At 65.9% G+C, this 25,037-nt stretch carries 22 protein-coding genes and 2 pseudogenes; 14 read left to right on the top strand and 10 right to left on the bottom strand.

The window, feature by feature from the left end:
* Positions 1-207 precede the first annotated feature (207 nt).
* The 6 genes from C7I84_RS24615 to C7I84_RS24590 are packed head-to-tail and all read right to left on the bottom strand — an operon-like array spanning position 208 to position 6,167.
* Positions 208-1,146 carry a nucleoside hydrolase gene (locus tag C7I84_RS24615; protein WP_106774873.1) on the bottom strand — a complete coding sequence of 313 codons (939 nt, stop codon included), beginning with the start codon at positions 1,144-1,146 and terminating at the stop codon, positions 208-210.
* Entirely contained in the window at positions 1,146-2,075 is a 930-nt protein-coding gene (locus C7I84_RS24610) for a cupin domain-containing protein (protein WP_106774872.1), read from the bottom strand. Before C7I84_RS24610 ends, C7I84_RS24615 begins: the two co-directional genes overlap by 1 nt.
* Positions 2,072-3,328, bottom strand: a complete 1,257-nt coding sequence (locus C7I84_RS24605) for a hydantoinase/carbamoylase family amidase (protein ID WP_106774871.1) — start codon at positions 3,326-3,328, stop codon at positions 2,072-2,074. Before C7I84_RS24605 ends, C7I84_RS24610 begins: the two co-directional genes overlap by 4 nt.
* A gap of 4 nt (positions 3,329-3,332) precedes the next feature.
* Complete coding sequence (locus tag C7I84_RS24600; RefSeq protein ID WP_106774870.1) at positions 3,333-4,211, bottom strand: alpha/beta fold hydrolase; 879 nt, start codon at positions 4,209-4,211, stop codon at positions 3,333-3,335.
* Positions 4,212-4,254: 43 nt separating this feature from the next.
* Positions 4,255-5,385 (bottom strand): pyridoxal phosphate-dependent aminotransferase, encoded by a 1,131-nt coding sequence (locus C7I84_RS24595; RefSeq protein ID WP_106774869.1) that lies wholly within the window; start codon positions 5,383-5,385, stop codon positions 4,255-4,257.
* A gap of 5 nt (positions 5,386-5,390) precedes the next feature.
* Positions 5,391-6,167: an SDR family oxidoreductase gene (locus C7I84_RS24590; protein ID WP_106774868.1), complete on the bottom strand. Its 777-nt coding sequence runs from the start codon at positions 6,165-6,167 to the stop codon at positions 5,391-5,393.
* 306 nt (positions 6,168-6,473) lie between these two features.
* On the opposite strand from C7I84_RS24590, the gene C7I84_RS24585 reads away from it, so the two are divergent.
* The 7 genes from C7I84_RS24585 to C7I84_RS24555 all read left to right on the top strand — a co-directional run bounded on the left by C7I84_RS24585 (position 6,474) and on the right by C7I84_RS24555 (position 13,463).
* Positions 6,474-7,556 carry an ABC transporter ATP-binding protein gene (locus C7I84_RS24585; protein WP_106774867.1) on the top strand — a complete coding sequence of 361 codons (1,083 nt, stop codon included), beginning with the start codon at positions 6,474-6,476 and terminating at the stop codon, positions 7,554-7,556.
* 62 nt (positions 7,557-7,618) lie between these two features.
* Positions 7,619-8,926: an extracellular solute-binding protein gene (locus tag C7I84_RS24580; protein WP_106774866.1), complete on the top strand. Its 1,308-nt coding sequence runs from the start codon at positions 7,619-7,621 to the stop codon at positions 8,924-8,926.
* A 101-nt stretch (positions 8,927-9,027) separates the two neighbouring features.
* Positions 9,028-9,972, top strand: coding sequence for a carbohydrate ABC transporter permease (locus tag C7I84_RS24575; RefSeq protein ID WP_165816200.1), 945 nt, complete (start codon positions 9,028-9,030; stop codon positions 9,970-9,972).
* A 1-nt stretch (position 9,973) separates the two neighbouring features.
* On the top strand, positions 9,974-10,819 hold the full coding sequence (locus C7I84_RS24570) for a carbohydrate ABC transporter permease (RefSeq protein ID WP_106774864.1): 846 nt from the start codon (positions 9,974-9,976) through the stop codon (positions 10,817-10,819).
* A gap of 3 nt (positions 10,820-10,822) precedes the next feature.
* Complete coding sequence (locus C7I84_RS24565) at positions 10,823-11,635, top strand: alpha/beta fold hydrolase (RefSeq protein ID WP_106774863.1); 813 nt, start codon at positions 10,823-10,825, stop codon at positions 11,633-11,635.
* Between the two features lie 94 nt (positions 11,636-11,729).
* On the top strand, positions 11,730-12,452 hold the full coding sequence (locus C7I84_RS24560; protein WP_245428594.1) for a GntR family transcriptional regulator: 723 nt from the start codon (positions 11,730-11,732) through the stop codon (positions 12,450-12,452).
* A gap of 57 nt (positions 12,453-12,509) precedes the next feature.
* Positions 12,510-13,463: an NAD(P)-dependent oxidoreductase gene (locus tag C7I84_RS24555; RefSeq protein WP_133170152.1), complete on the top strand. Its 954-nt coding sequence runs from the start codon at positions 12,510-12,512 to the stop codon at positions 13,461-13,463.
* 10 nt (positions 13,464-13,473) lie between these two features.
* Here the strand turns inward: C7I84_RS24555 and C7I84_RS24550 are convergent, their stop codons facing one another.
* On the bottom strand, positions 13,474-14,877 hold the full coding sequence (locus C7I84_RS24550; RefSeq protein WP_106774860.1) for an amidase: 1,404 nt from the start codon (positions 14,875-14,877) through the stop codon (positions 13,474-13,476).
* Between the two features lie 241 nt (positions 14,878-15,118).
* Between C7I84_RS24550 and C7I84_RS30715 the strand changes: the two are divergent.
* The 3 genes and pseudogenes from C7I84_RS30715 to C7I84_RS24535 all read left to right on the top strand — a co-directional run bounded on the left by C7I84_RS30715 (position 15,119) and on the right by C7I84_RS24535 (position 17,776).
* Positions 15,119-16,126: pseudogene (locus tag C7I84_RS30715) on the top strand (ABC transporter substrate-binding protein).
* A gap of 157 nt (positions 16,127-16,283) precedes the next feature.
* Positions 16,284-17,033 carry an ABC transporter permease gene (locus C7I84_RS24540; protein WP_106774859.1) on the top strand — a complete coding sequence of 250 codons (750 nt, stop codon included), beginning with the start codon at positions 16,284-16,286 and terminating at the stop codon, positions 17,031-17,033.
* Entirely contained in the window at positions 17,015-17,776 is a 762-nt protein-coding gene (locus C7I84_RS24535) for an ABC transporter permease (protein WP_106774858.1), read from the top strand. Before C7I84_RS24540 ends, C7I84_RS24535 begins: the two co-directional genes overlap by 19 nt.
* 43 nt (positions 17,777-17,819) lie before the next feature.
* Here C7I84_RS24535 and C7I84_RS30195 read toward each other — a convergent pair whose 3' ends face one another.
* Both C7I84_RS30195 and C7I84_RS24530 read right to left on the bottom strand, forming a co-directional pair.
* Positions 17,820-17,981 (bottom strand): hypothetical protein, encoded by a 162-nt coding sequence (locus tag C7I84_RS30195; RefSeq protein ID WP_165816198.1) that lies wholly within the window; start codon positions 17,979-17,981, stop codon positions 17,820-17,822.
* A 532-nt stretch (positions 17,982-18,513) separates the two neighbouring features.
* Complete coding sequence (locus C7I84_RS24530; protein ID WP_106774857.1) at positions 18,514-20,055, bottom strand: bifunctional AfsR/SARP family transcriptional regulator/alpha/beta hydrolase; 1,542 nt, start codon at positions 20,053-20,055, stop codon at positions 18,514-18,516.
* 107 nt (positions 20,056-20,162) lie between these two features.
* Between C7I84_RS24530 and C7I84_RS24525 the strand changes: the two genes are divergently transcribed.
* The 4 genes from C7I84_RS24525 (at position 20,163) to C7I84_RS24510 (ending at position 24,825) form a co-directional block, all read left to right on the top strand.
* Complete coding sequence (locus tag C7I84_RS24525) at positions 20,163-20,969, top strand: alpha/beta fold hydrolase (RefSeq protein WP_165816199.1); 807 nt, start codon at positions 20,163-20,165, stop codon at positions 20,967-20,969.
* Positions 20,970-20,972: 3 nt separating this feature from the next.
* A complete protein-coding gene (gene mddA / locus C7I84_RS24520; RefSeq protein ID WP_106774855.1) occupies positions 20,973-21,713 on the top strand; it encodes a methanethiol S-methyltransferase in 741 nt (246 codons plus the stop codon).
* A gap of 96 nt (positions 21,714-21,809) precedes the next feature.
* Entirely contained in the window at positions 21,810-22,646 is an 837-nt protein-coding gene (locus C7I84_RS24515; RefSeq protein WP_106774854.1) for a class I SAM-dependent methyltransferase, read from the top strand.
* 70 nt (positions 22,647-22,716) lie between these two features.
* Positions 22,717-24,825 (top strand): calcium-binding protein, encoded by a 2,109-nt coding sequence (locus tag C7I84_RS24510; protein ID WP_106774853.1) that lies wholly within the window; start codon positions 22,717-22,719, stop codon positions 24,823-24,825.
* A gap of 94 nt (positions 24,826-24,919) precedes the next feature.
* Here the strand turns inward: C7I84_RS24510 and C7I84_RS30410 are convergent.
* Positions 24,920-25,037, bottom strand: a pseudogene (locus C7I84_RS30410) (IS630 family transposase); the annotation flags it as partial.

Raw genomic sequence — 25,037 nt, 5'->3', positions numbered from 1 at the left:
ACGCCCACACCATTTGAATGCTGATGTGAATTTTCTGCATACGTTATACGATTTTCTGCGTGCAGAAAGCGTCATTTCTTGTGCATCGTATGACCGATTTTGAGGCACGCCCTCGGCATTCGAAACCGCCGAGCGGGCAAAACCATCCACCCTTTCTCTAACGAAAGGGCCGCGCGGATGCAGCGCCGGTCTCTGCGGGAGACGCTCCTATGCGAGTGCCTGCTTCATCATGCGGAAGAAGCCGCCGTTGGAGGCCCGCTCGATGACCCGCGCGTTGACCTTGTAGTCCGGCCAGCGGTTGCCGAGCACCGGCGGGTGGATCGCCGAAAAACCGCGCGTGATCTCCCCGGCCGTTTCGATGCGCACCACCGCCTGCCGCGACGCCTCGATGAGGGTGGGGTCGAGCGCGCAGGCACAGGTGAGCGAGTCCGGATGCGTGCTCATCGGCCGGCCGTAGCGCGCCTGCGCCATCTGCCGCGGCACGGCGGACACCTTGCGGTAGAATTCCGACAGCGGCGTTTTCATCGCGAATATCTCGTCGAGCTGGTCCGTCTCGAACACGCTGGATTTCAGCGTCAGCGTCCAGGTCGACAGCGTGATGTCGAAGCCTGCCTCGAAGACGATCCTCGCCGCTTCCGGATCGATGAAGAAATTGTACTCCGCGCAGGGCGTGATGTTGCCGACGGAATTGTCGGTGCCGCCCATGATCCAGAGATGGCGCACGGCCTTGGCGATGCGCGGTTCCTTCATCACGGCGAGCGCTATGTTGGTGAGCGGCGCCTGCGCCAGGATGTCGATCTTGCCGGGCTCCGCCATGACGCGATCGATGATCGCATCGACCGCGTGCTGGCTTTCCGGGCGCTGGCGGGCGATCGGCAGGTTCGCGCCGCTCATGCCGTCGTTGCCGTGCATGGTCGAGGCTTCCCACGGCTTGACCATGGGCCGCCGCGCCCCGCAATAGACGGGCACCTTTCCGGAAAAGCCCGCCGCCTCGATCGTTGCCAGAGCGTTTTCCACCTGCTGGTCGAACGGCACGTTGCCGGCGCAGATCGTCACCGCCTCCAGCGTCGAGCCGGGCGTGCGCATCGCCAAGAGCAGCGAATAGGTGTCGTCGCCGGCCGTATCCGTGTCGATGATCAGGCGCATCAGTAGAACTCGAAGCCCATGGTGCGGGCGTGATAATAGAAGCCGCCGTCCTGCACGATCAGGAATTCGGCGCGCGTGCTGCCGTGGTTGTGATGGCTGTGCTTGGCCGCCGGCGGCGTGACCAGCGTCGCCCAGGGCGACCAGTCGCATTTCTGCTCGGCCACCATGGAATAGGCCGGTTCGCCGGCGACGACCAGCGTGATGGCCGCCGAATTGTGCTTGTGCGGCGGCTGCTCGCTTCTGGGCTTCAGCGTGTTGAGCGACAGCGTCATCGTCGGCGTGATGTTGCGTGCGGCCACGGTCTTCTCGGCGGAGAAGATCAGCGCATGGCCCGAGGTGTCGGCATTGGCGTTGCGGTTGTAGACGACGTCGAGCTGGTGCGCGATCTCGCCGGCCGGATAGTGCACGAACTGCACCGCGGCCTCGGCGCCCGTCACCGGGACCGAGGCGTCGAATTTCAGCTGCGGATCGTTGCCGACGGCCCACAAAACGCCGTCCTGCCGCGCGGCGATCGACGAGGCTGTGCCGCCTGGCAGCAGGAAGACGTCGCCCTTGCCGAGCGCGGCCTTCTCCTCGCCGATCGAAAGATCGGCACTGCCCTCGATGACGTACCAGATCGACGCCGTGTTCGAGAGCGTCGTATCGAGCGTCTCGCCTGCCTTTACGACGGCGTAGCGCGCCAGCATCAGCGGCGTCGTGGCCGGGAAGGCGCACTGCATGCTCGCCGACTGGTCGCAGTCGATGAAGCCGGTCTTCTCCATCTTCAGCGCCGCTGCCGGCTCGTCCACGAAGATATGGCCGGGCACCGGGGGAAGCTTGATGTTGAAGGCGTTGCCGGAGTTGAAGTAGCGGCTGCGCGCCTGCGCCGCATTGGCGGGCTCGCGCGGCAGTTGGACCGGCATTTCCGCCATGTCTTCGGCTGTGCTCATCTTTCATCTCCTTGTTTCGACGAAACGCCCGCCTCAGCCATCAGGAGGTCGAGAAGAACCGTGGCGCCGGCTGCGACATGGGCGGGCTCGGCCCATTCGCCCGGATGATGGCTGATGCCGCCACGGCAGGGAATGAAGATCATCGCTGCGCGCGTCAGCGACGCCATCTGCCGCGCATCGTGGCCGGCGGCGGACAGCAGGTCGAGCCTGGCGAGGCCGTGCCGGTCGGCCGACGCCCCGATCGCCATGCGCAGACCCGTATCGAAGCCGTTCGACGGCGCGTCGACGAGCCGGCGGATATCGACGCCGCAGGCCCCCGCGCCGGCTTTCGCGATCTCCTCGATGCGGGCGCCGAAAACCTCGAGCGCCGCATTGTCGGGATGGCGCAGATCGATGCGGAACGTCACCCTGGCCGGCACGACGGAAGGTGCATTCGGCTCGACCACGACGCGACCGATGGTGAACTTCACCAGTGGATCCCCCGCCATCGCTTCATGCATGCGTGCGGCGATGCCGGCGAACGCCTTGACGGCATCCTGCCGGCGCGCCATCGGCTCGGTGCCGGCATGCGCCTCGCGGCCGGTCAGCCTGATCTCATAGGTCTTCTTGCCCTGGATGCCTGAAACCACGCCGATCACGGCGCCCTCGCTTTCCAGCCTGTCCGCCTGCTCGATATGCGGCTCGACATAGGCGTGGACCGGGAAGCCGGTCGGCCGGCGCGCGATCCGCGGAAAGGCGTCGTGAACCGCCTTCAGCGCCTCGCCGACGCTCACGCCGTCGGCGTCGCGCACGGCCATCACCTCTTCTGCCGGGCGCAGGCCAGCAAACAGTTCGGAACCCATCATGCCCGGGGCGAAGCGGCTCCCCTCCTCGTTCATCCAGGCGACGACGACGATCGACCGTTCGGGCGTGAGGCCGGCCTCGGCAATGGCGGTCGCGGCCTCAAGGGCGGCGAGCGTGCCGAAGGCCCCATCAAAGAGACCGCCCGTCGGCTGGCTGTCGATGTGACTGCCGGCGACGACGGGCGCCAGCTGGGGAGCGGAGCCTTCCAGGGTCAGGAAGAGGTTTCCGGCGAAATCGGTCGAGGGTTTGAGACCGGCTCCCGCGCCCCAGTCGATCAGCCGGCGCCAGGCCAGGATTTCCTCCGCAGATAGCGCCTGGCGGTTGACGCCGCCGCCAGGCAGCGCGCCGTCCTCGCCGAGCGCCATCAAGCGCTGCCAGAGCCGGTCGGCGGAAATCCTCGGCAGCGCCATGCAGTCACTCCGTCCGCATGACCTGGCCAGGATCGGCGCGCGGGTCGCGCGGTTTCCAGGCACCCTGCTCGACTTGAGCGATGAAGTCAGCGACGAGCGCGTTGAACATCGCCGGCTCCTCGAGGTTCAGCGTGTGCCCGGTCTTCGGCAGGATGGCGAGGCCGGCGGCTGGCAGCGTCTTCTTGAGGTAGATCGACGGCTGTAGGCAGTGGTCGTCCTCGTCGCCGGTCATCACCAGCGTCGCCACCGTCATGCGCTTCAGCTCGTCCTCCAGGTCCCAGAAGGACGGGCGGCGGCACTGGACGCCACGCATCGTATTGGCCGCGCCCACCGGCGAATGGCGCGACAGCCGCGCGGCGAAGGCGGCCCAGCCGCGCGGGTCCTTGTTCTGGAACTGCACGCGGCTCGCCCCGAGCGCGTAGATCTTTGAAAAGCCGACCGGGTCCTTCTCGAAATTCTCCGCCACCTTGAGCGAGGTGTTGCGGAAATAGTCAGCCGTTTCGCGTTCGGTGCCGTAGCCGGCGCCGGCGACCGTGAGCGACAGCGCCCGCCCGGGAAAGCGCAGGCCGAAATGCAGCGTCGCGAAGCCGCCCATCGACAGGCCGACGACATGCGCCTTATCGATGCCGAGCGCATCCAGCACGGCGAGCGCGTCGGCCGCTGCGATCGCCTGCGAATATTTCTCCACGTCGGCTGGTATATCCGACGGCGCGTAGCCGCGGGCCGCATAGGTGATGCAGCGGTGGCGGCGCGCGAAGAAGCTCATCTGCGGCTCCCAAGCGTCGTAGTTACCGCCGAACTCGTGGACGAACAGGATGGGGGTGCCGTGCTCCCCCGCCGTCTCGTAGTAGAGCTTCGTGCCGTCGCTCGCGGTTGCATACATGCGGAGCCTCTTTCAGCAGTCCCTTTGCCGTCCCGTACCGATCCTAAAATAGGGCCGGCACATCGTTGAGCGTGCGCGCGGTCTCGATATAGCGCGGCAGGCCTTCGCGGAAGCGCTCGGCCCAGGCCGCCGGCACCGAGGTCGAGACCTTGATGAAGCGGTCGCCGAAAGCGGCTGTATGGTAGCGGCCCTGCCGGATCATCACGCCATCGCGGCGCGCTGCCTCGACGATCGCTTCCGGGAAGACCCCGGTCGCGGCCGTCTCGATCACCAGGAAATTGCCGTGCGACACCGGGATCGGCACCGACAGCCCGGCCGCTCTAGCCGCCTCGATGACGATCTCCTTGTTGGCGCGGTCGAGGCGGCGCACCTCCTGCATCCATTCCGCCTTGACCGAAAGGCCGGCCATGGCGGCGCGCTGGGCGACCACGGATGCCCCGAGCACCGAGGTGGAAGCCGCGGAGAATTCGTCGACCAGCGTCGGTTCGGCGACCAGCGCGCCGATGCGCATGCCGGCGAGGCCGAGCCACTTGGAGAAGCTGAGCGATACGACGGTGCCTTCCGGTGCCACCTGGAGCACCGGGGTGTGGCCGTCGGCGAAGTCGCGGTAAGTACAGTCGTGGATCATCAGCGCGCCGACCGAACGGGCGATGTCGGCGAAGGCCTCGATCTCCGCCCGTTCGTAGCGGATGCCGAGCGGATTGTTGGGATCGACGATGTAGATGATGGCGCAACGCTCGTCGACGGCAGCGCGCAGCGCCTGCGGCGTCAGCTTGAAGTTCGTCGCGGGATCGTAGATCGGAATCTGGATCACCTCGGCGCCAGCCTGCTCGGCGAACAGGCACGGCCATTTCCAGGTAGGGTCGGTCGTCACCAGCGTCGTACCCGGCTTCGCGCGCGCCTTGCAGATCATGGCGAGCGCATTGACGCCGCCCTCGGTGACGAGCGCCTCGCAGGAGGGGACGCCGAGATCGGCGACGATGGCGTCGCGCAGCGCCTCGAACCCCATCGGCGGCGCATAGGCGTTGAACTCGCCGGCCTCGATCGAGCGGACCATCGCCTCCACGACCGCCGGATGCGCGGGCACGTGATTGGTGTTCTGGCCCATCCACGCCAGGTCGGGCGTCGAGAACAGGTCGTCGAAATAGCGGTTGCGGGTGCGTGCGTCGGCCATGGCGGTCAGATTACCGAGCCGCGCGCGGCGATGCCGCCATCGATGGTCACGACCGTGCCGCTGATGTAGCCGGCCCTGGGCGAGGCGAGGAAGGCGCAGAGGTCGGCCACCTCTTCGGCCGTCGCCGGACGCTTGCCCGGATATTTGGCGTAGAGCTCCTCCCAGCGCGACTCGTCGCCGAGCATGTCGATCGCCTTGCGCTTCATGATCTTGAACATGCGCGGCGTATCGACCGGGCCGGGATTGACGCCGACGACGCGAATGCCCTCATCCATGCTGCGCCCGCCCAGCGCCTTGGTGAAGCTCATCAGCGCGGCGTTGCCGGTCGAGCCGGCGAAATAGGCGGCGTCCCAGTTCTCGCCCGAATTGCCGATGACGTTGATGATGACGCCGCCCTTGCCCTTGCGCCGCCTCCAGAATTCACGCGACAGCGTGATGTAGCCGAAGACCTTGAGGTCGAAGCCGCGGCGGATCGACTCGTCGGTCACGTCCTCGATGCTGCCTGCCGGGATGTCGCCGGCATTGTTCATGAGGATATCGTAGTCACCGCAGGCCTTGTCGAGGGCGACCATGGCCTCGGTCGTTCCGAGATCGGCCTCATGGACGGTGACCTCGACCGGATAGGCGGCGAGTTCCGCTTTCAGCGTCTCCATCGCCATGCGATTGCGCGCGGCAAGGTGAAGATGGCACCCTTCCGCCGCCAGCACCCTGGCGATCGCGTGACCGATACCCTGGGAGGCCCCGGTGATCAGCGCCGTCCTTCCAGCCAGATTGAGTTGCACCCGGGTTCTCCTTTGAATACATATTTCCTTTTCTTGCATACGTAAATTTTGCGCCTTGTCCATGGCCTTTTGCCGCAACCACAGGGATTTTTGCGCAAGGTTCCTAAATTGATCGGCTTGCTCGTATTCAGACCGGCGGCTGAGCGCAAAACATGAGCAATCCGCCTCCATTTTCGGCATTTCCGCCGTGTATTGCATGTTTCCCTTTTTTGCATACGGATCACTATTGCATGAATACCAAATTGCCCGCAAAGTCGGTCCACGAGCCGCGCGCACGGCCAATGAAGGACGTTCGGAAAGACCCCCATGGCAGACGTATCCCTCAGGCATGTGGGGAAGACCTATGAAAACGCCCGTGCGACCACGATCGAGGATCTCAGTCTCGATATCCGCAGCGGCGAGTTCGTCGTGCTCGTCGGACCGTCGGGTTGCGGCAAATCGACGATGCTGCGGATGATCGCCGGCCTGGAGGAGCTTTCCGACGGGCAGATCTGGATCGGCGAGCGCCGGGTCGACGAGCTGGAACCGCGCGAGCGCAACATCGCCATGGTCTTCCAGAACTACGCGCTCTACCCGCACATGACCGTCGCGCAGAACATGAGCTTCGGCCTCAGGCTGGCGGGCATGGCCAGGCCGGAAATCCGCCGCCGTGTCGAGGAGGCAGCCGAGGTGCTCGACATCGCCGGCCTGCTCGATCGCCGGCCGAAGCAGCTTTCGGGCGGCCAGCGCCAGCGTGTGGCCATGGGCCGCGCCATGGTCCGCGACCCGGCCGTCTTCCTGTTCGACGAGCCGCTGTCCAACCTGGACGCCAAGCTGCGCGGACAGATGCGGGCGGAGATCCGCAGGCTGCACAAGCGGCTGAAGGCGACGACCGTCTACGTCACGCACGACCAGATGGAGGCGATGACGCTCGCCGACCGCGTCGTCATCCTGCATGGCGGCCGGATCGAGCAGCAGGGCACGCCGCAGGAGCTGTACGAGCGCCCGGCGACGCGCTTCGTTGCCGGCTTCATCGGCAGCCCGACCATGAACTTCCTGCCGGCCGAAATCGTCATGACGGATGCCGGCCCCGCTCTGAAGCTGGGCGAGGCGACCGTTCCCGCGCCGGTAGCGAAGGCCGAGGCGCTTGCGGAACGCGTCGGACAAACGGTGGAGATCGGCGTACGGCCGGAGCACTTCCTGGCCGACGGCGATCCCTCGTTTTCGGTCGTCGTCGACATGGCGGAACTGCTGGGGCCGACGACGCTGGTCCATTTCACGCTCGCCGGCGTCGCCTGCTCGGCCATGCTGCCGCCCGAGCGCGCGGCGGGCGAAGGCGAACGGCAGGGCGTAAGCATCGTGTCCGCCTGGATAGCGATCTTCGACCCGGCAACCGGACGAGCCCTCTAGGGCGGCCGCAAGGTGAACTGAACACAGGCGACGAACGTCACCAGGAACAAGGAGAACAGCTTATGGATGCCCGCAATCTACTCCGCGCCGGCCTTCTGGCGGCGTCCGCGCTCGGCGCTGCCGGCGTGGCGCACGCGCAGGAGGCGGCGGCCTGCACCGGCGAAACGGTGACGCTCAGGATCCTGCGCACGCCCGGCAATTATCCCTATCCCGCGCCGATGGAGGCCTGGCAGAAGGATAACCCGTGCGTCCAGTTCGAGATCAATGAGGTTCCCTTCGCCCAGCTCGCCGACACCATCTCGGTGCAGGCGGCGAGCTCCAATCCGCCGGACATCCTGGTCTATGACGGACCGAACACGCAGTCTTATGCCGCGTCCGGCATTCTGCTGCCGCTGACCAAATACCTGCCGCAAGGCTGGGACGAGGACATCCTGCCGGCCACCAGGGCCGAGCACAGCTACGAGGGCGAGGTCTATTCGCCGGGCATCGAGCAGACCACCGTCGCCATGTACTACAACAAGACGCTCGTCGAAGCCGCCGGCATCAAGCCGCCGCAGACGCTCGCGGATTCCTGGACCTGGCCGCAGGCGCTGGAAGCCTTCAAGGCCTGCCAGCAGGGCCAGGCCGGCTCTCCGACCGTCTGGGGCCTGGGGCCGACGCGCTTCGGCAACGGCCAGCCCGGCCTCGTCTATCAGGACCTGATCTTCCAGCGCTCGGCCGGCGATCCGAAGGCGAACCCGTCGAGCAGCGCCTACAAGACCTTCTGGGCGCTCTCGTCCGACGGCAAGACGGTCGAGGGCTACCTCAACACGCCGGAGGCCGTGGAGGCGCTCACCTTCTACCGCTCGCTGTTCAATTCCGAGGGCGTCGCACCGAAGGTCGGCATCCCCAACGCCTTCTTCGACGGCAAGGCATGCTTCTACATCGACACGCCGGCCGCCGGGAACGCGCTTCTCAAGGACCCGAAGATCGAGTGGGGCATCACGCCGATCCCGCATTTCAAGACGCCTGTCGTCCACACTGGCTCGACCACGATCGGCGTCGCCGCGCGCTCGCGGCACGCGGAGGTCGCCGCGAAGTTCGTCGTCGACATGTCGTGGGGCGAATATGCCTATATGAACGTCAGCCAGCGCGGCAACCTGCCGACGCTGAAGAGCCTGTTTCCGCGCTTCGAGATCTACAGTGGCTACCCGATGAAGGTGTTCGTCGACCAGCTTCAGGAATGGGGCCAGCCGCGGCCGCCCGGACCGAAGTTCGCGCAGTACGACAAGCTCGTCACCGACGCGCTGCGCGCCGTGGCCTTCGGCGGCGACCCGGCCGAGCTGATGGCCGACGCCGAGAAGAAGGTCCAGCGGATGCTCGACCGCTAGGGCATACCCGACAGCCGCAGCTTTCGCACCGCGGCGAAACAACGAGATGGAGCGGAATGGCGATCGATCCTGTCATTTCGCTCCGACGAACGGACGCAGGAATGTCGACCTCGAACACCCTCACCGCGGCCCCGGCCCGCACGACAGCCAGGGCGCGCAAGCCGGCGACGCGCCGGCAGAAGCGGGACTGGCTCTTCGCGGCCGGCTTCCTCGCGCCGTTCATGATCCTTCTGCTGATCTTCCAATACGTTCCGCTGATGCTGATGGCGAAGAACAGCGTCTACGACTACAGCCTGCTCAACCCGGCGGCGGCGAAGTTCGTCGGGCTGCGCAACTTCGCCGACATGATCGAATACGAGGATGCCGCCGTCAGCTTCGGCGTCACCTTCCTGTTCGCGCTCGGCGTCGTGCTCACCGTGATCCCGATCGCCTTCCTGCTGGCGCTGTTCCTGAATTCGAAGCTGCCGGCGCGCGGCCTCGTGCGCACGATGATCATGCTGCCGGTCGTCACCTCCGCCGTGGTGGTGGCGACCATGTGGTCGTTCCTGCTCGATCCGTCGAACGGCCTCGTCAACGGCGTGCTCAACCTCTTCGGCATCGCCAACCAGCCCTTCCTGACCTCGACGGGCCAGGCGCTGCCGGCGCTGGTCGTCATGACGCTGTGGCAGCAGGTCGGCTTCGGCGCGATCCTGTTCCTCGCCGGGCTTCAGGGCCTGCCGCCGGAACTGACGGAAGCCGCGCGCATCGACGGCGCTACGCGGCGCCAGGTGCTGTGGAACGTGACGATCCCGCTCCTGTCGCGCACCACGCTGTTCGTCGTCGTCATCATGACGGTGTTCTCGCTGCAGGCCTTCGCGCCGGCCTTCCTGATGACGCAGGGCGGCCCGCAGGAGGCCACGAACCTCGTCGTCTACCACATCTACAACACCGCCTTCATCATGCAGCAGGCGGGCTACGCTTCGGCGCTGTCGGTGGTGCTGCTGCTCGTGGTGCTCGCCATCTCGATGATCCAGATGGCGCTGCTGCGCGCGCGCTGGAACCACTGACATGAAGACGCATCCCCTGCGGCGCACCCTCTTCGTCGCCCTCGTCATCCTCCTCATCCTCTGCTGCTTCCTTGCGCCCTATGCCTGGATCGTGGCGTCGTCCTTCAAGAACCAGCTCACGCTCTTCAACGACGTCACGCCGCTTTCCTGGAAGGCCTTCCTTCCCGTGGGCGGAACGGTCGAGAACTACCGCACGCTGTTCGAGCGGACCAACGTGCTGACGGCGCTGCTCAACACGGCGATCGTCGCCGGCGGGCAGGTGGCGCTGACGCTGCTGCTCTGCGCGATGGCCGCCTACTCGCTGACGCGCGTCCGCTTTCCCGGCGCTAAGATCGTCTTCGTGCTGATCCTGCTCACCTTCCTGCTGCCGATCGAGGCGCTGATGGTGCCGCTCTACCAGGTCGTCTCCGGGCTCGGGCTTTCCAACACGCTGCTCGGCGTCATGATCCCGTGGATCGCCAGCCCGTTCGGCCTGTTCCTGCTGAAGCAGGCCTTCGAGGACCTGCCGTCGGAGCTGGAGGACGCCGCGCGCATCGACGGCGCCGGCCATGTGCGCATCTTCTTCTCCATCATCCTGCCCAACGTGAAGGTGCCGATGCTGACGCTGGGGCTGATCACCTTCCTGTTTTCCTGGAACAGCTTCCTGTGGCCGCTGGTGATCGTCCAGGACCCCGCCAAGCAGCTCATCCAGGTGGCGATCGCCCAGCAGGGCTCGCCGACGCAGCTGCCGAACTGGGGCGAGACCTTCGCCGGCGCCACGGTCGCGACGCTGCCGCTGATCCTGCTCTTCCTGCTCCTGCAGAAATATTTCACCCAGGGCATGACCACCAGCGGCATCAAGGGGTGAGGCATGACCGACGACGCCTTCCCACCGCTCGAAACGCTCGACGCCCCGATGGGCGGCAGGATCGGCTATCGCACGCTCGGTGCCGGCGACTGGCTGGTGCTCGTCCACGGCTGGTGCGGCAGTGCCGACATCTGGGCCCCGATCGCACCTGCGCTGGCGCACGACCGCCGCGTCCTCGCGGTCACCCTTCCCGGCTTCGGCGGCATGATGGCGCCGCCCGACGAAGGACGGACGATCGGCGCCATGGGTGCCGCCGTCGCCCGCCTGCTCGCCTATCTCGGCGTGAACGACGCCGTGCTCGTCGGCCATTCGATGGGCGGGCCGGTGATGACGGAGGCGGCGATCCGCGCGCCGGAGCGGGTCCGCGCGCTCATCGGGCTGGATACGCTGACGGACCGTGGCTATTACGGCCGCGTCCCCGATGCGGAGATCGCCCGGCGGCACGCGGAATTTGCCGCCGATTATGCGGGGCGGATGCGCGCCATGATCGACACCATCGTGCATCCGCAAACGCCGGAGGCGGCGCGGCGGGCGATCACCGGCGACATGGTGGCGGCGGCGCCCGAGGATTTCGCGCTCGACGTCAAGGACAGGCTCTTCGCCTGGGACGCGGAGGAGCGCTGGCCGCTGGTCTCCTGCCCCGCCCTGATGCTGAACTCCACATGGGTGGCGCGTCTCGCCGATCCCCAGCCAATGGACTGTTTCGCCGCGACCGAAATCGTCGGTTACGAGTCTGGCCATTTCCCGATGATCGAGGCACCCGCGATGATTGTGGAAAAGCTGATAACCTGCCTCGACAGGCTGGTATGCCGGTGATCCCGAGATTGCATGCAGGCCAGGAAGAAAAGTATAAATGGCACCCTTGAAGTCCCATCTGACCGTCGCAAGCAACGCGAGAGGAGTGCTCGCCGTGGACCCCGATGAAATCGGCTCGCCAAGCGCCAGGACCGCGTCTGTACCCCCGACGCGCGCGCCGACGCGGTCGGGCGAATTGCGCGAGCAGCTCGAGCAGATGATCCTCGACGGCCGCCTGGCGCCTGGCGAGCGGCTGGACGAGATGGAGCTCGCCCGCCGCTTCGGCTTGTCGCGCACGCCGGTGCGCGAGGCGATCAAGGCGCTTCTGGCGGTTGGTCTCATCGAGACGCGTGGCCGCCAGGGCACCCATGTGGCGCTGCTTTCCATCCCGGCGCTGCTCGAGATGTTCGACGTCATGTCGGCGCTCGAGGGCCTTTGCGCCCGCCTCGCCGCCCGGCGCGCCACGCCCGCCGAGCGCGCGGCGATGCGTCAGGTCCACGAGGAGCTGATCCAGGCCTACGAGACCGGCGACCCAATCGCCTTCTACAAGGTCAACCAGAAGTTCCACGACCTGCTCTACGAAGCCGCGCACACCCACTTCATCGCCGACCAGGCGATCCAGCTTCGCCGCCGCATCGGCGCCTACCGCATGCGCGCCACCTACCAGCCGGGGCGGATGCTGAGCTCGCTCAGCGAGCATGTGCGCATCATGGACGCGATCGACGCCGGCGACCCCGAAGCCGCCCGCAAGGCGGCGAGCGAGCACGTCCAGCTCCTCGGCGATCAGCTGACCGACTTCATATCCTCATTGCCGGCCAGTCTTAGCCGCGCGCAGTAGATCGCGCACCACCACACCGTTCGCCAGTGACCGCGCCGCCGGCGCGGAAGGAGAGGCATGTCCACGCGCAGGAGACCCGTGATCGTCAATCATCTGGACGCCGGGTTCGGCCGCCTCGTCGCCGCGCATCCCTCGCAGCCGGTGGTCGTCGACGACCTGTCGCCGGCTGAGCCCTGGCGGATCGATCCGGAGGCCGACATCCTCGTCACGCGGATGCTGCCCGGCTGGAGCCGGACGCCCGCCGGCCACGCCTTCCCCGACGCGCTGAAGTGGGTGCAGGTGCTGTCGACCGGCGTCGAGACCTACCCGCCGCGATTGATGCAGGGGCGGCTCGTCACCTGCGGGCGCGGCCTCAATGCCGTGCCGATCGCCGAGTTCGTCTTCGCGGCCATGCTGCGCATCGAGCGCGGGCTCGAGCAGACGCGGGCACGTGCCGAGGCGGACTGGCGTGGCCCGCATGCGGTCGGCCGCCTGCATGGCAGGACGCTCGGCCTCATCGGCTACGGCTCGATCGGCAAGGCGATCGCCCGGCGGGCGCTCGCCTTCGACATGCGCGTGCTCGCCCACCGGCGAACGCCGTGGCAAGGCGACGACGGCATCATCGCCTGCGCCGACCCGGCCGATGTCTTTGCCGGCGCCGACCACCTCGTCATCGCCGCACCGCTGACGCCGCGGACGCAGGGTTTGGTCGGCGCCGCACTGCTGAAGGCGGCCAAGCCCGGCCTGCACCTCGTCAACATTTCCCGCGCCGGTCTCATCGATCAGGAGGCACTGGTCGAGGCTCTCGAAAGCGGCCGGATCGGCCATGCGACACTCGACGTCACCACGCCGGAACCGCTTCCCGACGGGCATCCGCTCTATCGCCTGCCGAACGTCTTCGTCAGTCCGCACATTTCCTGGTGCGGTGGCAGCAGCGATGCGGATTTCCACGCCCGCTTCCTCGCCAATCTGGACGCCCATCTCGCCGGCGCCCCGCTCGAGGGAGCGGTGGATCCCTCGCGCGGCTACTGAAGGCGCGGAGCTACAGATCCGGGCGGCGGCGGTGGAAGGCGGTGATGCTCTGGTAGGCGCCGCCGGCGCGGCACAGCAGCGTCTCGGAGAAGGGGCGGCCGACGAACTGGAGTCCGATTGGGATGCCCTCGCTGCTCTGGCCGCAGGGAAGCGTGATTGTCGGATAGCCGCAGACGTCGAAGGGCGCCGTGAAGGGGCCGATGGCGAGGATCGCCGCCGGGTCCTCGCCGAGCGAGGCCATGAAGTCCATCGACGGGCCGGCGGCCGGCAGGCCCGGCACCAGCAGCAGGTCGATGCCGGAAAACAGCCGCGCCATGCGGCCGTTGAAGTCGCGGCGATCCTGCAGGGCGAGCGCCATGTCGCGCGCCGTATGCGCACGCCCGCGCTCGATGAGGGCCGAAAGCCGCGCGCCGTATTCGGCCTTGCGCGCCGGATAGGTGCCCTCGTGGGCAAGCGCGCATTCGACTGCGCACTGCAGCGCCCAGCCGCGCAGGATCGCATCGGGATCGGGAAACGCCACGTCGACGAACCGCGCGCCGAGGCCGCTCATCACCTCCACGGCGGCTTCGATCGTAACCTGCACCTCGCCGGTGGCGCGCGAGGCGATGAAGGCACGGTCGATGCCGATCGTGCACCCGGCGACGTCGGCGGCCAGCGCCGCTTCGAAATAGTCGTCGACCGGCGCCGGCGCCGCCGTGGAATCGGACGGGTCGGGGCCGGCGATCACGGCAAGGAGGGCCGCCGCATCGGCGACGCTGCGCGCCATCGGCCCGACATGGTCGAGAGATTCGGCGAGCGGGAAGACGCCGTGCCGGCTGACACGGCCCCATGTCGGCTTGATGCCGACGACGCCGCAGCAGGAGGACGGCAGGCGGATCGACCCGCCGGTATCCGTGCCGAGCGTCGCATAGGCAAGTCCGGCGGTCACGGCAACGCCGGAACCGGAGGACGAGGTGCCTGTCCAGTGCGCGGCGCCGAACGGGTTTACCGGCGGCGTGACAGTGGGGTGGTGGTCGGCATAGACACCCTCGGTCAGCGTGAGCTTGCCGAGCATGACGGCGCCGGCCGCCCGCAACCGCGCCGTCGCGGTCGATTCCGCGGCGATCGCCTGGCCGGCGAAGACGGGGCTGCCGAAGCCGGTGGGAATGTCGACGGTGGCGAACGCATCCTTCACGGCGAGCGGAATACCGTGCAGCGGACCGCGCCAGTTCCCTGCGGCGATCTCCGCATCGGCTGCACGGGCCGCCGCGCGCGCGATCTCCGGCGCCACCGCCGCATAGCAATGGAGCCGGCCGTCATGGGCGGCGATGCGCTCGAGCATCAGCTCCGTCAGGTCGCAAGAGGGGACGGAGCCCGAGCGGATCGCGTCGGAAAGCCGGGTGAATTCGACGGACCACAAGGGCTGGTCGATCATTCTCTGTCCTCTCTTTACGGGCATTGGCTTTACGGGCATTGGGGCGGTTGATTGAAGGCAATCCAGCTTAAAAAATCACACTTGTCAAAACTGCATACACAATGAGCATTTTTCGCATCCAAACACTCGGAAAGCCGATATTTAGCTTCAGCTTTGCCAAATTCACCGCTCATGGATGCATTTTATGGTTGGCACATATGTTGCAAGAGCCAGTTGCGCATACACCAATTAGGGGAACAGAATGACTCTCCGGCTCAAGCGCGGCATCGTTGCCGCCGTCCTCGCCGTCGCCTCCTTCGGCATCACGCTGCCCGCCACGGCGGCGGAGGCCGTCTCCGTCCGGCTGAAATGGGTCGCGCAGGCCCAGTTCGCGGGGATCTACGTCGCCAAGGCCAAGGGTTTCTACGAAGAGGCCGGCCTCGACGCCACCATCAACCCCGGCGGACCCAACATCAATGTCGAGACGCTCGTCGCGTCCGGCGCAGACACGTTCGGCATCGCCAGCGGCACGGAAGGCGTGCTCTACGCCCGCGAGAAAGGCCTGCCGCTGATCTGCATCGGCATGTCGCAGCAGATGACACCCTTCGCCTACGTCGCCTACGACGGTTCCGGGATCAACTCGGTCAAGGATTTCAAGGGCAGGACGGTCGCCACCTAGATGACCGGCCCGCAATTCACGCTCTATTCCGTGCTCGCGCACGAGGGCCTGTCGCAGAGCGACGTCACCATCGTCTCGCAACCCTTCTCCATGCAGCCCTTCATCGACAAGCAGTACGACGTCGCGACAGTGACGCTCTACAACGAGCTCAACACGCTGAAGGAACAGGGCATCGACAACATCAAGACCTTCCTGCCCGACGATTCAGGCGTCACCACCCAACAGGATTCGATCGTCACCTCCGAGAAGATGATCAAGGAAAAGCCGGAGGTCGTGCAGGCATTCCTCGACGCCACCCTCAAGGGCTGGAAATACGCTTTCGAGCACAAGGCGGAAGCCGTCGACATCGTCATGGCCGCCGGCTCAGGCCTGGAACGCAAGCACCAGGAGCTCATGCTCGATGAGATCGAGAAGCTGATGCGCGCCAGGCTCGGTGGCAGCGAGGGTCTGGGCGCCATCGACATGGCCTCGATCAAGGCCGTGCACGACAGCCTGATCGAGTACAAGGCCCTCGCCGCGCCCGTCGATCTGGAGGCCGCCTTCGACGGCAGCTTCTGGGCCAAGACGCCGGCCGACGCAAAGTCGATGTGAGGTACGCGGAAACTTCCGGCGATTGGGGCATGATCCCGAAGTTGCAGGCTTTTCGGGCGAAGATCATGCGCAGAACAAAGAGAGGGAGCGGAATGCCGATCGTTTTGATCGCATTCCGCTCTATGAACCCGCCGGGCGTTTCCGCCACGGAGTTTCCATGAAGCGACACCTCACGCTCGCGCATCCCGCCACCGCCCTGCTCATCGTCGGGCTTGCATGGCTCGTCCTCGTGCCGCTGCTCGGCGTTCCGCCGCGCTATCTGCCGCCGCTCGGGCGCGTCGCCGCGGACGCCGCCGCGGTCTGGCCGGAACTCCTCGCAAGCTTTCTGCGCACGCTCGCCGAGGCCGTCCTGGGCTTTCTCGCCGGTGCCGCGCTCGGCATCGCCTGCGGCATGGCCTTCGCCGGCAGCCGGGTGCTTGAACGCTCGGTGCTGCCGTTTTTCGTCGCGCTGCAGAGCGTGCCGGTTATCGCCTTCGGCGCGGTCGTCGTCATCTGGTTCGGCAACAGCCTGCTCTCCAAAGTGGTGATTGCGCTCTATCTCTCCTTCTTCCCCGTCGCGGTGTCGACCCTGCGCGGCTTGCAAGCGGTCGACGGCAATCGCGTCGCCCTCTTCCGCAGCTTCGGTGCGACGCGGACGCAAATCTTCTGGCGGCTCGCGCTGCCGACCGCCCTTCCGTCCATCTTCACGGGCCTGAAGCTCGCCGTCTCGCTGAGCCTGATCGGCGCGATCGTCGGCGAATGGTTCGGTGACACCGTCGGCCTCGGCGTGATGCTGCTGCAGGCGCTCTATTTCGAGCAGGTCGAGCGCATCTGGGTGCTGATCGTCGTGTGCGGCCTGCTCGGCACCTTGCTCTACGGCCTGCTCGCCGTCATCGAAAGGAAATACGTATGGTGGCGTCCCGCTTGAATGCGCTACTCAACGCGTGCCTGCCCGTTCTCTTCGCGGCTCTCGTCTTCGGCTTCGCCTGGGAGGCGGCCGTCGCCTTCGGCGAGGTGCCGCAATATGTGCTGCCAAGCCCGACCGGCATCATAGCCGCCGCAGTCCAGCGTTTTCCGCAGCTCGCCGATGGGCTGTGGCTGACCACCTTCGAGGCCCTGTCAGGCTTTGCGGTCGGCGCGGCGATTGGGCTGGCGCTCGCCTGCCTGTTCCTGCTGATGCCGCCCCTCGAGGCACTTCTGCTGCCGCTGGTCGTCGCGCTCAACACGGTGCCGTCGATCGCCTTCGTGCCGCTGGCGCTGCTGTGGTTCGGCATGGGGCCGGCCTCGAAGATCGCGATAGCGGCGCTCGCCGTCAGCTTCGCGGTGCTGCTCGCCGCCCTCGAAGGGTTCACGCGCACCGAGGACGGACAGGTAAACCTGCTGCGCAGTTTCGGCGCGGGCCGGCTGGCGATCCTGTGGCGCCTGCGCCTGCCGGCCGCAATGCCGTCCATCGTGACCGGCCTGCGCATAGGCCTCGCCAGAAGCACGATCGCCGTGATCGTGGCCGAAATGCTGGGGGCTTACAAAGGCATCGGCCAGATCGTCTACCGCGGAACGGCCGAAATGGACTCGCTTACCGTCTGGGCAGCCATCCTCCTATCCTCGGCAGTCAGCCTGGCGCTCTACGGCCTGCTTGTGCAGATCGACCGACGACTGGTCTGGTGGCAATAAGATGGCTCCAACTGCCGGGGAACTGACGCCGCGGCGGGCCAGTTCATCCTAGAGCTGCGGCTTTTCCTCCGGCATCGGTTGGGCGCGCCCGGAATATCTTCTGAAGATTGCCGGCGATCACCTGATCGCCTTCAGAAACGCCTGAAGACAGCGCGACGAGGCCGCCGTCGACGGGGTCCTTGCGAGACCAGGCGCTGCTCGCCATATTGTCCTTGCCAACGACTCGGCATCCTGCTTTTGCTGGGCGCATTCGCGGGGTGAGCGCAGCGGCCTCTGCCGCCTAGATTCGTTATCCAATTGTTGCAAATCGATGCGACGGACGGCACGGTCCCTTGTGCCCCCAGACAATGGGAACTGATTGTCGGCCGGCCTTTTTTGAGACACGGCACATGAAAGACGAATCACCCATCCTAATTGCTGCCCTCGTCATCGGCATCCTGCTTTCGACTGCCGCTGGCGCTGTCGCTTTTTACGAGGCGACTAGCGGGGTCGCGCTGATAAAATGATGAACTCGGAGGCTCAGATACGCCGAAGGCGCGCGCGAGCAGGGAGCCTCCTCGCCTTTGTGCCCCTTGCTCGGCGGGGAGGAGGTTCCGAGCGGCGCGCCGCCTCCTCGAACAGGATCGTCCGCAGCCTGGTTGCCCCACCGCGGCTACCTCGCCGGCGTCGGCGAGGGCGGTGACGCCGGACCCCGCTCTCATACGTTGACACTGCGCGGGCGCGCGCTGCCTGAGCCATCAGCGATGGCGTCTCGCTAGCTCCTTGATGCTGCGGAGAAGCGGCTCCTGGTCGCCGACCCAGAACCAGTGGTCGTCACCGGCGACCTCCAGGAACCGCGCTCCGGATATCTTCGCAGCAAGGAAACGACCCGCCTCCGAGCGGACCGCGCGGTCGCCCGAGCGATGCAGCACCAGTGTTGGGACCGAGACACTTGCAAGCAGATGGCGGACGTCGGTGTCGCGCAGCGCTTCGAGCACGCCCGTCACAGCGCCTGGGCTGGAGGCCGCCCTCAGCAACCCGGCCCACCAGGCTTCCGCCTGGCGGTCTCCGACGAGGCTCGGGGCAAAGGTCTCGATCTCGGCCGGTCCACCCCAGTTGGCGATCAGGCGTCGCTTCCAGAGCTCGTATTGCTCGGCGGTCAAGGCGAAGGGGTAGTCGGGCGCATAGCTGCCTTTGGCCATGGATCCCCAGAGAACGAGCCCGACCAGGCGATCGGGATGGTCGACCGCAAAGCGGATGCAGCCGGGTCCGCCCTCTGAAGAGCCGATGATCAGAGCGCGGCGGCTCCCGGCCGCGTCCATCACCGCCGCTATGTCCTTTGCGGTCGCGTCGACGGTTGGACGCGCCCCGACGCGGTCGGAAAGGCCGACGCCGCGCCGGTCGAACAGGATCAGGCGACCGATACCCGAAACCGCCTCGATCCACGAACGGCAGCGGCTGTCTTCCCAGATCCGCTCCACATGCGAAACGAAGCCGGGAACGAGCACGATATCCGGCGGACCATTGCCGACGGTCTGGTACGCGAGATGGATACCTTCCACTTCGACATAACGCGTTCGCGGCGTTTCAATGGCCTTGCTTGGCTCTTGCAACAAGGCAACGGTAGCAGGATCAAGGGGCACGCCGAGCTCATCTCGCAGGCGCCGGGCGCATGCTTCGAGCTGGCGCTCGGCTGCCGCCCTGTCACCGGCCGCCAGGTTTGCGCGGATCAGATGGCGGTGTGCGCTTTCGCTTAACGGATCCAGTCCCACCAGACGCGTCGCATGCACAACCGCAGTACGAGCCTCGCCGTCGGCGAGTTGCGTTTCGATCAGACGCTCCAGCGCCTGTGTCAGGCGGCTGCGCAAGGCCTCTCGCCTGAAGAACGCCCATTCCTCGAATTCCTGACAATCCGGCAGGGAGAAACCCGCAAGAAAATCGCTCGTGTAGGTGTTGGTCGCCGTTCCAAGAGGGCCGCGGTCGCAGGCGTACTCGAATGCCTTGGAGTCGATCTCGACGGAAAGCGCCGGGTGCAGGCTGAGGGACGTTCCGCTCGCGCTGACGATCTCGCTGCCAAAGGCGACCCGGATCTTGTAAAGGGTACGCCTGAGACGCGCCCGAGCAGTCTCTTCGTCGGCTTCGGGCCACAGCAGCGTGACCGCGATGTCGCGCGCGACGGGTCCAGCGGCCTCGGCAAGAAAGATGAGGAGCGCGGCCGCCTTGCGCAGGGCAAGCTCCACCCGCCGCCCGTTCATGCGGAACTCCGGAAAGCCCAGAACCCGAAACTCCAATCGCTCCATCGGTCCGCACGCGAAAAGTCCACAGCCAGGGGATGCTGAGGGGACGCCGGCCGCTTATTGGTTCAACTCCGGGCCGATCACGCCTGCAGAGTTTTCTGGAGCGAGAAATGTCACTGGTCAATACTTCCACATCTCGCTGCATTTGCGAGGCGGTTGCCGAGGACGGCGTTTCGATCGTTTATGAAGACCTCGGCCGCGGCGAGCCGCTTGTGCTGCTACACGGCGTAACCGAAAGCCGTGAGTGCTGGCATGAGGCCGGTTATGTCGAGCATTTCCTGCAGCGCGAACGGCGGCTGATCCTCGTCGATTGCCGCGGCCATGGCGGCAGCGGCAAGCCGCACGATCCGGCCGCCTATTCGGGCCGCAGGCGGGCGGCGGATATCGTTGCCGTCCTCGACCATGCCGGCATTCGCCGCGCCGCGCTCGTGGGGCATTCGATGGGCGGCGTCATCGCACTCGCCACCGCCGTGTACCACCCGGACCGCGTCAGTGCACTGATTGTCAACGGCGCGCATCCCTTCGCCGAGGACCTGACCCTCTTGCGAGCCACACTCGAGGACAACTTCGAGGCGTGGCTTGCTTTCCTGAAGCAATTGGCACCTGACCTTTCGCCGGATAGCTGCCGACGCATCCGAGGTAACGATCTCGCCGCCGTTCAGGCAAGCCTTGCCAGGGACAGACCTGATTTCTCGGCAGCCCTTGCGGGACTTGGCATACCGGTGCTGGCGATCGCCGGCACGCTCGATCCCCGATGCGACGCCATCCGAAAGTTCGCAGAACTGGCCGGAGGCGAGTTTCTGCCGCTTGTCGGCAAGAATCATGTGACGGCCTTTCTCGATGTCGAGCCGATCGGGCCGGCCGTCGACGAATTCCTCGGCTGTGTCAGCACCCGCAACACAGGGCTAGGAGGCTGAGCCATGGCAGGCGTGACCGCAGTTCTTTACGGCGTCGCCGCATACGCCATATTTCTCGGCTCGTTCCTCTACGCGATCGGCTTCGTCGGCAATGTCGTCGTCCCGAAATCCATCGACTCCGGCGCCGCCGGGAGCCCGGTCGAGGCGGTGATCGTCAACGTCTTGCTGCTCGGTCTGTTCGCCGCGCAGCACAGCGTCATGGCGCGCCCGGCCTTCAAGCGGCTGTGGACCCGGATCGTACCGAAATCGGTCGAGCGCAGCACCTACGTGCTGTTGGCGAGCCTTGTCCTCATGCTGCTTTACTGGCAATGGCGACCGATTCCCGGGCTAGTCTGGTCGGTCGAAGACGCCGTCTGGATCGCTGTCATCAACGGCGTGTTCTGGCTCGGCTGGGCGATTTTGGCGATCAGCACGCACCTGATCGATCATTTCGAGATGTTCGGCCTGGCGCAGGTCTTCGCGGCGTCGCGCAAGAAGCAAGCGCCCGCTCCGGTTTTCAAGACGCCGTTCTTCTACAAGTGGGTCCGCCACCCGATCTATGTCGGCTTCCTGCTGGCCTTTTGGGCGACGCCGTCGATGACGTGGGGGCATCTGCTCTTTTCGACCGGCAGCACGGGTTACATCCTGCTCGGCATTTTCCTTGAGGAGCGGGATCTCGTCGCCCTGTTCGGCGATCAATACCGCCGCTATCGCAAGCAGGTGGGAATGCTGATCCCATGGCCCGGCCGCAATCCCGCCGAATAGGCGGGAGGATTTTGAAACCCTGCTTGGTCCGCTGCCTTCAAGTCATGCGATGTGCCGCGAGAATGTCCGCTCTGTCAGCCGCACCCGAGGAAGAAGATGAACGATATCGCCGGATTCGATGCATGGAACGCGGGACAGAACTACGAGCACTATATGGGCCGCTGGAGCCGGCAGATCGCGGCGAAATACGTCGAATGGCTGGCACCGCCGCGCGATGCCGCCTGGCTCGAGGTTGGCTGCGGCACCGGCGCGCTGACCGAGGCCATCCTTTCCCATTGCGGACCGCGCTCGCTTCTGTCGACCGATCCGTCGGATGCCTTCCTTGCGCATGCTCGTTCGACGATCGATGACCGGAGAGTCCGCTTCGAGGCGGCGAGCGGGCAAGGCCTTCCGGCCGATGATGCAAGCATGGACGTCGTCGCCGCCGCGCTCGTGCTGAACTTCGTCCCGGACCGGCCGTCGGCTCTCGCCGAAATGCAGCGTGTTCTGAAGCCGGACGGATGGCTGTCCTTCTACGTCTGGGACTATCCCGGCGGCGGCGTGGGCTTCATCGACGCTTTCTGGAAGGCCGCCGCCGAAGTCGATCCGGAAGCTGCCGTCCTGGACGAACGCAGGCGTTTTCCGTTCTGCACCCGGGACGGGCTGGCGAAGATTTGTCATGCGGCCGGTTTGCGTTCGCTCGCCATCGAGCCGATCGAAATCGAAACCGTCTTCCTCGATTTCGAAGCATTCTGGCGGCCGTTCACGCTCGGCGCGGGGCCGGCGCCCGGCTATTGCGCCAGTATTCCTGAGGGCCACCGCGCGGTTCTGAAGTCGCATCTGGCCAGCGCGCTCAAATCGAACGGTCCCATCCGTCTGGCCGCGCGGGCATGGGCCGTCAAGGCGCATCGTGACGCCGACGGCAATTCGCGGCCGAGACGGTCGCCTCGGTGAACGGCGGAAAAGACTGGCAATCAAGCGGCGATGCGGCTGCGCGAACGGTTGAAACAATAGGAGAAATCCAATGGCGGTTATTCAAGGCACCAATGGCGACGACATTCTGAACGGCACCGGCGGCGGCGACTCTATCCGTGGCTTTGCTGGAAATGACGAGCTTTTCGGCGGAGATGGTGGCGACGTTCTCGACGGTGGCCCGGGCGCGGACCTGCTTGACGGCGGCGGCGACGGCGGCCTTTTCAACGTCGACGACGTCGCTACATATCGTTCCGCCACAACCGGAGTCCACGCCACCCTTCGCAATCCGTCGGAGAACACCGGCGACGCCGCCGGCGACACATACATAAATATCCAGGAGCTGCACGGCTCTAACTTCGATGACATCTTGCACGGCAATTCGCGTGGCAACGGCCTTTCCGGCGGCGGCGGCGACGACATACTTGACGGTGGCAGTGACGGCGACAGGCTCTTTGGCGGAACCGGCGTCGACAGCGCCAGCTATATGTTTGCGCTAACGGGCATCGTTGCCAGTCTTCTCGATCGGTCGGAGAACACCGGCGAGGCCGATGGCGACCGATACTTCGACATCGAAAACCTGCTCGGCTCCAATTTCAACGACAGGCTGATAGCCGATGGCCTTGACAACTTTCTTGCCGGCAATGGCGGTGACGACCAACTGCTCGGTGGCGCCGGCAACGACAGGCTCGACGGCGGCGTCGGCAGCAACACGCTCGAGGGCGGCATCGGCCTGGACACCGTTGATTATTCCACCGCGTCGTCGGCCGTCTTTGTCTTGCTGGAGCAGGCCTTCGGCTTCGGCGGCGGTCGCTCGGACCTCTATACCGGCATCGAAAACGTCATCGGTTCCGCCTTCGACGATGAGCTGGTCGGCGACGGCTTTGACAACGACATCCGCGGCGGTCTTGGCAATGACAAGCTGGAGGGCGGCTTAGGCGCGGACCTGCTCGACGGCGGCTTTGGCGCGGATTTGCTTGAGGGCGGCGACGGCAGCGATCAGATAAACGGCGGTTTTGACGCTGACACAATGATTGGAGGCGCAGGAGACGACCTTTATCACGTCGATGATATCGCTGATCGCATTTTTGAGGTCGCTGGCGAAGGCACCGACACCGTCACCAGCAGCGTCACCTATGTGCTCACCGCCGGCGCGGCGGTCGAGACGCTGCGCACCACGTCGAACGGCGACACGGGTGCGATCAACCTCACAGGCAACGCCTTCGACCAGACTATCGTCGGCAACAACGGAAGGAACGTGCTGCGCGGCGGCGGCGGCAAGGATACGCTGCAGGGCCTCGCCGGCAACGACACCTATTTCGTGGACAGCGCCGATGATGTGGTCGTCGAAGGCGCCGACGCCTTCGACGGCGAGGCCGACCTCGTGGCGACCAGCGCCGACTACGTTCTCGGCGCCGGGGTACACGTCGAGACCCTGAGGACGACGGCGAATGGCGGCACGTTGGCGATCGACCTTACCGGCAATGCGCTGCAACAGACCATCATCGGCAATGCCGGCGTCAACATTCTGCATGACGGCGGCGTCGGGGCAGCAGATACGATGACAGGTCTCGACGGCAACGACACCTACCGCGTGTTCAATTCGGAGGATGTCGTCGTCGAGGCCGCCGGCGCGGCGGCGGGGACGGCCGACCGGGTGTCGGTGGCGGTGGACTACAAGCTCGGCGCAGGCGTCCACGTCGAGATCATGACAACCAACGGCTCGGCCGGCACCTCCGCAATCGACCTCACCGGCAACGAGTTCGCACAGGAGATTACCGGCAATTCCGGCGACAACCGGCTGGAGGGCAAGGGCGGGGCCGACCAGCTGCGCGGCCTCGGCGGCGCCGACACATTCGTCTTCGCGACAAAACTCGGCGGCGGCAACATCGACACGATCCTCGACTTCAGCGTAGCGGATGACCGCTTCCTGCTGTCGGACGCGATCTTCACCGCCCTGAACCCCGGCACGCTTGCAGCTTCCGCCTTCCGGGCGAACACCACCGGTCTGGCCGGCGACGCCAGCGACCGCATCATCTACGAGACCGACTCGGGCGAACTCTACTACGACGCCGACGGAAACGGTGCCGGCGCCGGCGTGCTCTTCGCAAAGCTCGATGTCGGCCTCAGCCTCACCAATGCGGATTTCTCCGTCGCGTGACCAGTGCTTTTGGTGGGCATGCTCAATCTCTGAGCGGTCCGTCACTCTCCGGAGCCTTTAAGTAACTTCTATGCCCGCTGCCGCTTAGACTCTTTCATGATTTGACGGAAGCGTAGCCTGCGTTTGCGAAGTAGTTGTCGCATTCGCCGGGGTCGATGGTGGCGACGAGGTGGCCGATATGTCGCCATGTGTCCTCGATCGATCGTTTCTGG

Origin of the sequence: Kumtagia ephedrae, from assembly GCF_003012745.1 — a bacterium.
GTDB classification, from domain to species: domain Bacteria; phylum Pseudomonadota; class Alphaproteobacteria; order Rhizobiales; family Rhizobiaceae; genus Kumtagia; species Kumtagia ephedrae.
This window is presented reverse-complemented; position numbering and strand designations above follow the sequence as displayed.